This is a genomic window from uncultured Altibacter sp., from assembly GCF_963972995.1.
Classification (GTDB): domain Bacteria; phylum Bacteroidota; class Bacteroidia; order Flavobacteriales; family Flavobacteriaceae; genus Altibacter.
Window position 1 is genome coordinate 211881 of record NZ_CAXAXI010000001.1, and the last position, 11827, is coordinate 223707.

Genomic DNA, 11827 nt, shown 5'->3' on the forward strand with positions numbered 1-11827 from the left:
ACTCTATGTTTTAGAAAGGACTATCTTTTCGTTCTCTTTATCGATTAGCATCTGATAGAATTTTTTCAGATTTACATAATCGGTAGGTAAAAATAAGGCTTCATTCATAGATAATTCCACAGAAACCTGAATTTTATTTCCTGAAGCACTTGCAGCATATCGAAAACTACAGGCATTTCCATCCAATGCGAAGGTTACAGGCTCGGGAAGAACCTCTACTTGGTACCCTTCAGGAATGTCCAATGAAATAAGATATCGGTCTTTAAAGGGATATTGGAAATCAATGGGGTACTGTCGTTCTTCAGCTTTAAAAGGGTTTTCGGCTTCGGTCAAGAACAGCAATGGCGAAACATAGAGTTTCCCATTGATATTCTCCACGGCATCAAAGGATTCGAATTCATAGGTAAGTTCCACAGGTTCGTAAAGAATGTTCAGGTTGTTAAAAGCTATCGCCGATGTTTCCAGCTCTCCTTTCCCGTTCTCTATCTTCTTACGTTTCTCGTCGTCGCTAATCCCGCTAAATTGTTCACGGTATTCTAAGGCATAATGCCCTGTAAATCTATTTTGAGCATTGCCGGCTATGGAAAGGTCTTCGGCGATCGTACCCTGCAACATGGTGTTATTAACTGCATGTTCCCTTGGACTAAGGGGCACCCAATTAGAACTACCGTCCTGTCGAATGAGGCGCCCTTGCCAGTTGAGTAATTTTGGCTCGAGCAGCCCTATTTCGCCTCGTTTGTTTGTAGCATCCAATAGTAACACATTATTTTGCACTTCAACGCCGGCAATCACGTAGTTGAAGCCGTTCATGGTGGGAAAAAGAGGAATCCCATTGGATTTTGTACTAACCAAAATTGGGTTCGCATTCACTCCGGCATAACGAAGCATTGCGGTAAGCATTAAGTTGATATCTGCCACGTTTCCGGTACTACTTTTATAGGCTTTTTTAACGCCTTCGTTGGCAAACATACCATGATATCCGTTCCAATTCATCTTCGATTTTACAAATTCGAATATCTTGAGAATCTTCTCCTCCTTGTTGGTTACACCGCTTAACAATTGGTCAATATCATCTTTAAAATAATTGTCTGTTGCCAGTTCATCACCAAAAGAGTTATAGCGGTGAATGGTTTTAGATACATCTTCCCAAGTGGTAGAATATGTTTTAATGGGTGAATTTGGATATTGAATATAGGATAGTTCAAACTTCAAGGCAGCGCTGTAATTGTCAATATTCCCTGCTCTTTTTTCCTCTCGCAACGCAGGAACATTTTCTAAGTCTATGGTATAAATGTTCTCTTTGAAAGTTATTTCAGTTCTAACAGATTTGTGAGAGTCTATTAAATCTCTTGCGCTGCCACTACCCGCAGAAGGTTTATAAGAGTAGGACATTGTTCTATCTTTCATATCGGTATTAATAGCAAAGTTCATCCATCCCTTTTGGTGCATTTTATAATTAAAATACTCGGGTGCTACAAATTTCACAAATACCTTTTCAACCGGAATTTGTTCTTGAAATCTGTATTCATCGATATTAGTAATAAAAGGAGATTTTATTTTATATCGGTATTCCACCACACTACCTTCCTTTAGGTCGGGCATTGTAAACTTTAATGTCTTTAGATACTTATGCTCCTCCTGTTCAAAGATACCATCATTTCGAAGCTTTTCCTCCTTAATGTCATTGCCTTGCAAATTATAGGTGTATGCCTTTAAACCGGAAACGGTCTCATCTTCATTATTATCACTTTGATAGAGCCTTACGACCTTAGTAGCCCATGAGAACCCCTCTTTCGTATAGATTTTAATTCTTTCATAGACCTCTGTCTCAATGTAAAATCCCTCTTCTTCGGTGTAAAGAAAGTGGGTGGCAATCTCTCGGTATAATACTGCAGCATTGGCTGCAGGGTCTTGAGGATGTGCTTTTTGCTGTAATTCTTCTTTAGATACTTTTCCAAATCTGTAGTCCTGTGCAAAAGAAATTTGCAAAAGACAGACGGTAAGTAAGGTGGTTAGGATGGTTGTTTTCATGGTATTATAATTTTAGCTACTATTTCTGAAATTAATTTTTATTTATTGATTATGCACAAGCAAATGAGATTTACCTATACCTTTTTTAAGAGTATCTTGGATTTATCCCACTTTGCAACATTTCTTCTGAAGTTTCTATAGGCTGTATACTCTTTGGCCGAAAAGGTCCCTTTTTTTATAATGAAGGTTCGTGTATAACGTATTTTTGTTGCCGAAACCCTCTCTACATGTGCGCTGTATGAACCAAATTGGGTTTCTTCATTAAATCCTTCCGGTAGGTCTTCTAACACAAAACCCTTCGGCAACTCGATGTCAATTTCGTCTACATCCTTAAATCCGATAGGAAGGAACAATGGTTGTTTACGATCTGTAATTCGTGGCGGGATATATTGGGATTGATTGAATACGTTAGGAGTAAATAACAGGTCTTCTCCTACTGAAGAACTATATTTTGGAATGGATAATTTCAATACTTCAGTAAAGACAATATCTTTTTTATCATTTTGCAGTGCGACCGAATCTATGCTGAAGCCGTTAATGTGATCCCAATGTTCCTTGTAATGTTGATCCAGCTTCTTAGCGTCTAATTTCTCTAATTGATACCAATTATCGTACTGAAGACCCATAGACTTACGTTGAAATTGAACCTTTAATCCCCCTTCTGTATCTAATTGTATACTTCCTGTATTATGCTGAAGACTTTCATCGAAAGGATATTTCTTGGTATGCATGATTTTTCCTCCTTCGGGGGTAATGACCAATACATCCCGATCATCACTGTGCGTCCCCCCAAATCCGAAGGGAACGTCCTGACTGGTGCACTCTAACCAAACGATATCGTCCCCGTTAGGGATACCCAAGATAACATGATCCCCTTGCATGACCGAAAAATCCTCATCGAAATCACGTCCGTTGGGTCCGGAATACAGTACCGTATAATACGATGGAACTCCCACGGCATCCAATAAGGCCTTGGTATAATTTGTAAGTGCCTTACAGTCGCCATAACTTAATTTATCAACTTCTGAGGCCAACATTGGCTTCCAACCTCCTACCCCAATTTGCACGCTTATATAACGCACTTTGTTCTGAACAAATTCGTATATTTTCCTTGCTTTGTCAAGCGCCGTTTTTTCTGAGCTTACCAAAGATCGAACCTGAGCTACCGTCGCTTCGGGAAGATCGTTCACATCCCCCAATAAAGATCGTTCCATCCACCTTCCAAATTCGTTCCAATCCTTTCCGTAACCGGCAACGCCCTTTAGGTAAAAGCGGTCCAAAGCGAATAACACCAACGGAATCCGCTGGAAATATGGCGGGCTGTGTTCTTCGTATTTCATTACCGGAATATTGGTCGCTGTACATTTAATTTCGGTAGGTGTTTTTGTTACAGAAATGTCATATCCATCTAAATTCTCAGCTTTAAAGCGTGGTTTGTTTACGGGACTAAATTGTATCACATACGTGCTCTCTAAAGTACTGGACGCCGTTCCTTCGAGGGGGAACCATTTGGGAATAAAGGCAGTTGTTCTACTCTCAAGTTCAAATGAAAATGCTACGGTATATGGATACGAAATAGGTGTATAATCTAAAAAGAGCACCCGATCATCACTATACAAAGAAAACCCGTCTGACGCCGCTACATCTCTAAAATCGTTCTTTTTAAAATGTTCGATCTCGTTGCCTGCCACATCATAGACGTATGCTTCTATCTTCCTAACCTTACTGTCATTATCGTAGTTTACACTTGCGTTCACATATTCGTCTCCCTTTTTGTTCAAAACGGTAACTACACGACGAACCTGATAGTTCATTCGGGTAGGATCTGTGACATCTACAAGCACATCTTTTGAAACTAAGACGCTGTTAGCTCCTTCCAAAAATTTTGAAGGTATAGAAGAAATTGCATAATTCGACTGGCCCACCATGATACCTGTAAACAGCATGGAGGCAATGGTTAAAATAATTTTACGAATTCGACGTGCAACGATGAAGCTCATACGCTATGTACTATGGGGTTAGTTTTTTTTTTGATTCTTTTAGTATCGAATTTATTTTTGTTCATCAATTTTTCCCAGAACGATCTTGGCATTCGAAATTTCCAAGAACGTCCCATACAGACGTTTCAATCCTTCGTAATACTCCGGCGGAATAGTTGCCTTTAGAATTTCAATCTGATAGGAGACCTGAATGGTATTACCTTGTGCGCTAATATTATATTTTAAACTTGCTACATCATCTCCTACCAGAATACTAATGGGTTCAGGGAGACTTTCAGGAATATAGCCTTCCGGCAGTTTTATCTTAAAAATACAGCTTGAAACAAATGGGAAATCTTCTTCTACAGGATACAGGCGATCTGTGTCCTTATAAGGGTTTTCAATGATCCCGAGAAATAGTAACGGACTCACATATAATTTGTCATTTATTGTTTCTATAAAATCTGAATATTCAAAATCATAGGAAACATCAAGAGGCTTTTCAATCTCATTGAAATTATTTGTCTTTACATTGTTTACCTCTAATAACTCTACAGTATTTTCCATTTCTTCTTCAAAAGATCTGCCTCGGGCGGCTGAATAGGTATCACGAAACTCCCAGGCATAATGGTGTTGGTATCTTGTTCTTACACTACCTGTAACGCTTTGGGATTCCGGTTCTAATGAAGCGGTAACGAGCGTGGTCATCTTAGAGATATCTGTCTTGTTAGTCGATACTAGTTTGTAGGTATCATCTTCGTATATAATGATCCCGTTCCCATTCATGAATGTCTTTCGCAGCAAGCCGAAAGGCGCAATCTTGTCGGTTGCATCCAATAAATATGTTTCACCGTCTATTTCTGCCGCGGCTATTAAGTTGTTTAGCCCGTAAATAGTGGGCAACACAGGCCTCCCCCAATATTTGGAAGCAACTAGAACGGGGTTAGCCTCAATACCAGATTTCCGAAGCATAAAAATTAAGAGTAAATTGATATCTGCCGCATTGCCTCGTTGCTCCATGTAGCTTTTCCGAAGATTGTCCGATCCTCTACTGTACCTTTCATTCCAAGTCATGCGATTTTGTAAAAAGGAATAGATTCGTTTTGCTTTAATTAAAGGATCCTTTTCGGTGCCCAAAAGTGCGGTTATGTCACCCTCAAAAAAATGTCCGTTTTTCTCGAGTTCTTCAGCATACCAACCATAATCATTGAATATCTTGCTTACCTCACTCCAATCGGAAAGCATTTCTTTACCTTTGGTTCGAACCTGTTCGAGAAATATCTTTCCTCTGTAATTATTAAGATTGTAGATATGACTCTCGCGTTTTAAAGCAGGAATATTTTCTCCCAAGAAACGTATTTCCGACCTATCATTCTGTCGAATTAAATCGATGGTTGCCAAAGGATTCTCTACAATTTTTAAGCTGTAGTACCCCGGATTTTGAATGGCAATCTTTAATTTTTTAATGGGAATAAAACTTTGCGCATTGAGCCATCGCATTCCAACATAATGCACTTTATAACTCAATTCTAATATAGATCCTTCCTTTACATTAGGGAAGGCTATTTTAGTCACCTCATATCCATCTTCGATCTTTTCTTTGAAAATATTATCGCGATCTATTTTGGTTTTTGTGACCACACCATCTTCCAGATTATAGATATAAGCCCTAAGACCGCTAATATCATCGAACTGACTGTCCCAATTGGAAAATTCAAAACCATCCTTGGTGTAGATTTTAATTCGTTCATTAACATATAGTTCATAACCATATTTAAAGCGAATATCCTGTACAAGAAGTACCGCCGGTGCCTCCGGAAAAACATCATCCCGCAGCTTCGAAAAGTCTCTTATCCCGATCTCATCAAACTTGTATGTTTGTGCCGCTAGCGTTGTACAAAATGCAAGTGTGAGACTCAATAAAAAAGTGTAACGCATAAAGTATTCTCCCGCGGCAATATATTAATTTACCCGAATCTAAAAAAAATTATTCTTTATTTTTTGAATCTATAAAAAGGGTCACGGGTCCGTCGTTAACCAAAGCTATGTCCATCATCGCACCAAAAACCCCTGTCTGTATCTTGGTCGAAACTTGGCTAGAAAGTTCATTTACAAATGATTGGTATAAGGGTATCGCTATGTCGGGGCGAGCGGCTTTTATAAAAGAAGGACGATTTCCTTTTTTGGTGCTTGCGTGCAATGTAAACTGACTTACCACGAGGATCTCTCCTCCAATATCCTCCAAAGAAAGGTTCATAGCGTCATTCTCATCTGAAAAAACACGCATTCTGGCAATTTTGCCTGAAAGCCAATCGATATCTTCTTTATTGTCTTCAGCTTCAATTCCCAACAAAATTAGAAATCCGTTGCCAATTTTTGAAACGAGCTTACCATCTACCGTCACCGAAGCTTCTTTTACACGTTGTAGGATTGCTCTCATGGGTTGTGAATGTCTTTTCGATACTGCTCGTCTTCCCCCTCCAATATTTGAAGATAGCTCTTATAACGTGACCATGCGATCGTCTCGTTTTCCAAGCCCTCTTTTACAGCGCAGTGTGGCTCCTCCAAATGCAAACAATTGTTGAATTTGCATTGGTTTTTTATCGCGAAGAATTCGGGAAAGTAATCTCCCAGTTCTTCTTTTTCCATTTCAACGACCCCGAAACCTTTAATGCCCGGGGTATCGATAATTTGTGCCCCAAAGGAAAGGTCAAACATCTCGGCAAATGTCGTGGTATGTTGGCCTTGTTGGTGTTGCTCGGAGATCTCCGAGGTCTTTAGGTTCAATCCCGGCTCGATAGCATTGATAAGCGTCGATTTACCCACACCACTATGTCCTGAGAACATAGAAACCTTATGTTGCATGAGTTGTTTTACTTTTTCGACATTTTTACCGGTCTTTGCCGAAATCCCTAAGCATTCATAACCAACATTTCTATATAAAGCAGCGAGATACTTAACCTCCAGTAATTCTTCTTCGGTGTACGTATCGATCTTATTGAACAGTAACACTGCTTTAATATGGTATGCTTCGGCAGTGACCAAGAAACGATCGATGAAGGTGGTGAAGGTTGGCGGATTGTTAAGGGTAATCACCAAGAAGGCAATGTCGATATTGGCGGCAATGATATGTGTTTGCTTAGACAGATTGACCGATCTGCGAATGATGTAATTCTCCCGTTCCTCTATGCCCGATATGACCCCGATGGTCTCGTCTCCTTTGGTTTCAACTTCAAATGTCACTTCATCTCCAACGGCCACCGGATTGGTACTCTTTATCCCCTTGATCCTGAATTTTCCTTTGATACGACACTCGTAAAAATCACCCTGTTGTGATTTCACGGTGTACCAGCTTCCAGTAGATTTATAAACAGTGCCTTGCATCTCTTGCAAAATTCAGAAAATAAAAAATAACTCATGCTATAAATATTTATTTTTACGCTGTAAAAACCATAAAACTCAATTAACATGAAAAAAACACTTATCACATTGCTTTTAATTGTCTTGACGGCTGTTGAACTTCAAGCACAACAATACGAGGTAAAGGTGGTCACTAGCGTAGAATCGATCGTTCCAAACGGACTGGGTCGTTCGCGTCTCATTTCAGCCAATGCCGAACGCGATTACAAAGAATTTACCACCACGCAAACCGAGGACGACAACTCCCGGAACAAATCGGATCGATCTGATATACGCGTGAAAGACTTTGATGAAACGAAACTCCTAAACTTCTACAATCTTGGCGGGATCCGTTTCCAAAATATCGCTGCCAACGATGCGCTAATTACTTCAAAAATCAATACGATGTTAGCCGAAGGATGGGATCTGGCCTTTGTAAGCAGTGCTGTAGAAAGTGATTCGGGAAAAGATGACGGACAAGGAATTTTTATAACACGCTATATCTTTAAAAGACTAAAGCAATAACCAAAAAGACCCGCACATAGCGGGTCTTTTGTTATTCATTGATTACTTTCTTTTGATGGTTGATGGACTCTTGGTGAATGGCTTTGTAGATACGCAAAATAAACTCTTCACTTAATTGGTTCTCCTCACCCTCCAGTATCATGCGCCCCAGTACTTCGTTCCAACGCTTTACCTGAAGGATGGCCACGTTGTTCTTCTTCTTAAGCAACCCAATAGAGTCTGCTATCTTCATTCGCTTTCCTAACATCTCGACCAATTTATTATCGATCACATCTATTTGGGTACGCAAGGTGTTCAACTGATTGTTGAATTCTACGGCATCATCTTCCGTTTTACGAATACGAAGGTCCACCGTCATTTGATCTAAGGTAGCCGGTGTTATTTGTTGCTTTGCGTCACTCCATGCATTATCAGGGTCGTAATGTGTTTCAATCATAAGTCCGTCGTAATTGAGGTCCAAGGCTGTTTGGCAAAGATCGAAGATAATGTCGCGCCGTCCCGCAATATGCGAGGGATCCAAGATCAAAGGCAGGTCCGGAAATCTATTTTGAAGGTCGATGGGAATCTGCCATTCCGGATTGTTGCGATAGCGTGTCTTTTCGTAGGTTGAGAATCCGCGATGGATCACACCCAAGTTTTTCACCCCTGCTTCATAGAAACGTTCAACAGCGCCTAACCACAATGGAAGATCGGGGTTCACCGGATTTTTTATAAGTACCGTCTTATCTGTTCCTCGCAGCGCATCGGCGATCTCCTGCACCATGAATGGAGATACGGTAGTCCTGGCACCCACCCACAGAATATCGATATCATGTGCCAACGCAAGGTCCACGTGATTTGCATTGGCCACTTCGGTAGTGGTTAATAGACCTGTTTCATCTTTGGCGCGTTGTAACCATTTCAGGCCCAAGGCGCCCACACCTTCAAAATTTCCGGGTCTTGTTCGCGGTTTCCATATACCGGCACGCAAAACGGTAGTATCGGTTTCCTTAAGCTCATGAGCTATCCTAAGCACTTGGGCTTCTGTTTCGGCGCTACACGGACCGGCAATGACTAAAGGATGACTTAATTTGAACGCATCCAACCAATTTCTCAATTCTTTTTTATTCTCCATAACGGTTTTCAGAAATAAAAAAAGCCCCGGAAGGGACTTTCAACACACTGCAAATTTATATACATACAATAATCCCTCTTAGCAACAGTTCATTGAATGACGCCATCTAATAAAAATAAGGGGTTCTTGTACGGTTCTAATCATAGCAGCTAAAGTAGCTAATAATTTACGTACTGAAAATCTTTTATTAAAAATTTTACATTTTAGGAAGCTACTGCTGCGAGAGAATTTTGTGTAGTTTTGTTTTTCTGAAGAAATTATGTCCATACACGTAGAAAATATCACAAAAACCTACGGCGAACAAAAAGCACTGAACGCCGTAAGCTTCTCTATAGAAAAAGGAGAGATTGTCGGATTTTTGGGACCAAACGGCGCCGGAAAATCTACCATGATGAAAATCCTAACTACCTATTTGAAACCTACGGAGGGAACGGCAATAGTGAACAATCATGTACTATCTAAAAATGATATAGACATCCAAAAGAGCGTGGGGTATTTACCGGAGCATAACCCCTTGTACCTTGATATGTATGTACGTGAATATCTTGCCTTTAACGCAGCGGTCTATAAGGTACCGGACGCAACGATAGAAGATGTGATACGTCATACAGGACTTTCTCCCGAAGCGCATAAAAAAATAGGACAACTCTCAAAGGGATACCGCCAGCGGGTAGGACTTGCCAATGCCTTGCTGCATGATCCTGATGTCTTGATCTTGGATGAACCCACTACCGGTTTAGATCCTAATCAATTAATCGAGATCCGTGAACTTATAAAAAGTATCGGGAAGCAAAAGACGGTGTTACTTTCTACGCATATCATGCAGGAAGTAGAAGCGCTTTGTGATCGAGTGATCATTATCAATAAAGGAGTTATCGTGTTGGATAGAAAACTTCAAGATCTAAAAAAAGAGAAAACACAGATCATTGAAGTGGAATTTGATTACCGTGTCGAGGAGATTGCCCTTCAGCAACTACCCAAAGTAACAAAAGTGGACAATGTTGTAGGATTTGTATACCACATTCATTTTGAAACGGATAACGATATGAGGGCCCAAGTCTTTGACTTCGCGCATGATAATGGCCTAAAGATTCTTCAGCTTCATCAAAAAAACACCACGCTGGAAAAACTTTTTACCGAACTCACTACTCAAAAATAAGGCGGCCTTGGTATAATTCTTCCACATCGACCAGTCCCGGTCTATTGGTCGCATACACATTACCCAAACTCACTATTTTACCTTGAATAGAATTCATAGGTCGTACTCTAATCAAATTTGTGCTTCGGTGAAAGATCACAAGATTCTGAATTTCAAAGTTCCCTGCTTCAATACGAACATCGCCGTCAATGGCAGCAAAATTGGCGTTAAAGGCTCTTCCACTTATATAAAAATTGGAAAGTCCATTTCCCCGAATGAGCAAACTTCCTACATTAAGATCGTGCATGATAAAATCCCCGTCCTTATGAAAAACGCCTTCCCTAAGCGGATCTTCTGACACTAAGGTGAGTACGGGAAATCGAATGACGCCGATACTCTCTACAGGCAATCCCGAACTGTTTTGAATCTCTTCCACATTCGGGGCTGTCACATAGACTTTCGTTACTCCGTAATCACGAACAAAATTACAACTGTTTCGGTCGCTCACTTTTAGAATACTGTCCTCGACCCTTACTAAGACCTCATCGATAAGATTGGAACCCGATTCTACCCGAATCTCCTGCGGACCTTGTGATATAAACAGTTGAACACGATTCCAAACGATGATTCGTTTAAAGGCATCCACATCGTATGTTTGTGATACAATCTCGCCGGTTGCTTGAAAGCAATCGGGTGCCTTTTCTGAATCGCAGGCGGTCAAACAAATCAATGTTAGTATGTAAAAGAGGTATTGTTTCATTTTTTTCCTAATCGTATCCCAATACTAAATTCAACAGCTTCGGCTTTGGCATAATGAGCCTTTACCGTAGCGCTGGCAAAAATTCGGTCATTATAAAAATAGCGTTTTAATCCCAATCGATTGTATACACGGTTTTCGAATTCATACGGCCAGTATGCATAATACCCCAGCTGCGAAACAAATGCGATCTTACTAAACCGCAATTCATGTCCCACAAATACACCAATGCGCCGGTAATCTTCATCTCCGGTTAGACCGTCTTCAGGAAAGGCGATAGACCGGAAGCGAATCAATTCTATCAAAAAATGTGAAAAGAATACATCGACTCCGGCTTGAACAGTACTCTTATAATTTAATCTTTTGTCTGCAAACAGGGAAAAGGTGTAAAAAGGAAATTGTCCCAGTCCGTTCACATCGGCTTCATTCACACCGGTACGTACTACAAAATTGTATTGGATAGGCTCGGCATAATTGGAACTTGGCCAAGACCCCAAGGGAATATAACCCGGAAAATCATAATGGTCAAACTGATAACTTATCCCTGCATTAAAGTAAAAAGTATTGGTACTGTTATTGGGTGCTTTGAAGTTTGCGTTAGAATAATGTATAACTCCCACGCCGGCTTGTACGCCAAAACCGTCAAAAAGGTTTTCCTTTACGAAGTTGGCACGAAGAATGGTGGAGCTCAACAATTTGCTTCCGTAGGCATTGTTAATAAAATTTGTTTCGGGATCGTAGGGATTGGTGGCATAGGCAATGCCTTGCCCTATGCCTACGGTGAATGTTCGGTTCAAAAAATACCAGTTAAAATGTCCGTAGAGCGAATAATTCTCTCCCAGAAATGGATTCTTAAGATCTTGGTATATAAAAGTTACGCCCCA

The 11827-nt window shown here is 40.4% G+C and carries 10 protein-coding genes; 2 read left to right on the plus strand and 8 right to left on the minus strand.

Translation table 11 applies throughout. The features are described 5' to 3' along the window. Positions 1-3 precede the first annotated feature (3 nt). The 5 genes from AACZ11_RS01065 to rsgA all read right to left on the minus strand — a co-directional run bounded on the left by AACZ11_RS01065 (position 4) and on the right by rsgA (position 7394). Positions 4-2031, minus strand: a complete 2028-nt coding sequence (locus tag AACZ11_RS01065) for a DUF3857 domain-containing protein (RefSeq protein ID WP_290629096.1) — start codon at positions 2029-2031, stop codon at positions 4-6. A gap of 74 nt (positions 2032-2105) precedes the next feature. Then, positions 2106-4031 carry a DUF3857 domain-containing protein gene (locus tag AACZ11_RS01070; RefSeq protein ID WP_290629098.1) on the minus strand — a complete coding sequence of 642 codons (1926 nt, stop codon included), beginning with the start codon at positions 4029-4031 and terminating at the stop codon, positions 2106-2108. Positions 4032-4082: 51 nt separating this feature from the next. Continuing rightward, positions 4083-5930, minus strand: coding sequence for a DUF3857 domain-containing protein (locus AACZ11_RS01075; protein ID WP_290629100.1), 1848 nt, complete (start codon positions 5928-5930; stop codon positions 4083-4085). 67 nt (positions 5931-5997) lie between these two features. After that, positions 5998-6450: a D-aminoacyl-tRNA deacylase gene (dtd, locus tag AACZ11_RS01080; protein WP_290629102.1), complete on the minus strand. Its 453-nt coding sequence runs from the start codon at positions 6448-6450 to the stop codon at positions 5998-6000. Beyond that, positions 6447-7394, minus strand: coding sequence for a ribosome small subunit-dependent GTPase A (rsgA, locus tag AACZ11_RS01085; RefSeq protein ID WP_290629104.1), 948 nt, complete (start codon positions 7392-7394; stop codon positions 6447-6449). Before rsgA ends, dtd begins: the two co-directional genes overlap by 4 nt. A gap of 84 nt (positions 7395-7478) precedes the next feature. Here rsgA and AACZ11_RS01090 point away from each other — a divergent pair, with 84 nt between their 5' ends. Further along, a complete protein-coding gene (locus AACZ11_RS01090; protein WP_290629106.1) occupies positions 7479-7934 on the plus strand; it encodes a hypothetical protein in 456 nt (151 codons plus the stop codon). Positions 7935-7965: 31 nt separating this feature from the next. On the opposite strand, the gene AACZ11_RS01095 is transcribed toward AACZ11_RS01090, so the two are convergent. Beyond that, complete coding sequence (locus AACZ11_RS01095; RefSeq protein WP_290629108.1) at positions 7966-9048, minus strand: bifunctional 3-deoxy-7-phosphoheptulonate synthase/chorismate mutase type II; 1083 nt, start codon at positions 9046-9048, stop codon at positions 7966-7968. A 259-nt stretch (positions 9049-9307) separates the two neighbouring features. Here AACZ11_RS01095 and gldA point away from each other — a divergent pair, with 259 nt between their 5' ends. Beyond that, positions 9308-10207 carry a gliding motility-associated ABC transporter ATP-binding subunit GldA gene (gldA, locus tag AACZ11_RS01100; protein ID WP_290629110.1) on the plus strand — a complete coding sequence of 300 codons (900 nt, stop codon included), beginning with the start codon at positions 9308-9310 and terminating at the stop codon, positions 10205-10207. Here the strand turns inward: gldA and AACZ11_RS01105 are convergent. Further along, a complete protein-coding gene (locus tag AACZ11_RS01105) occupies positions 10194-10946 on the minus strand; it encodes a DUF2807 domain-containing protein (RefSeq protein WP_290629112.1) in 753 nt (250 codons plus the stop codon). The genes gldA and AACZ11_RS01105 overlap by 14 nt on opposite strands. Next, the coding region (locus tag AACZ11_RS01110; RefSeq protein WP_339831232.1) for an acyloxyacyl hydrolase at positions 10943-11827 on the minus strand (885 nt) is incomplete at its 5' end. The genes AACZ11_RS01105 and AACZ11_RS01110, both read right to left, overlap by 4 nt.

Coding starts and splice junctions, on each gene's coding strand:
- AACZ11_RS01065 (WP_290629096.1), bottom strand. CDS start 2,031: ATGAAAACAACCATCCTAACCACCTTACTTACCGTCTGTCTTTTGCAA.
- AACZ11_RS01070 (WP_290629098.1), bottom strand. CDS start 4,031: ATGAGCTTCATCGTTGCACGTCGAATTCGTAAAATTATTTTAACCATT.
- dtd (WP_290629102.1), bottom strand. CDS start 6,450: ATGAGAGCAATCCTACAACGTGTAAAAGAAGCTTCGGTGACGGTAGAT.
- rsgA (WP_290629104.1), bottom strand. CDS start 7,394: ATGCAAGGCACTGTTTATAAATCTACTGGAAGCTGGTACACCGTGAAA.
- AACZ11_RS01090 (WP_290629106.1), top strand. CDS start 7,479: ATGAAAAAAACACTTATCACATTGCTTTTAATTGTCTTGACGGCTGTT.
- AACZ11_RS01095 (WP_290629108.1), bottom strand. CDS start 9,048: ATGGAGAATAAAAAAGAATTGAGAAATTGGTTGGATGCGTTCAAATTA.
- gldA (WP_290629110.1), top strand. CDS start 9,308: ATGTCCATACACGTAGAAAATATCACAAAAACCTACGGCGAACAAAAA.
- AACZ11_RS01105 (WP_290629112.1), bottom strand. CDS start 10,946: ATGAAACAATACCTCTTTTACATACTAACATTGATTTGTTTGACCGCC.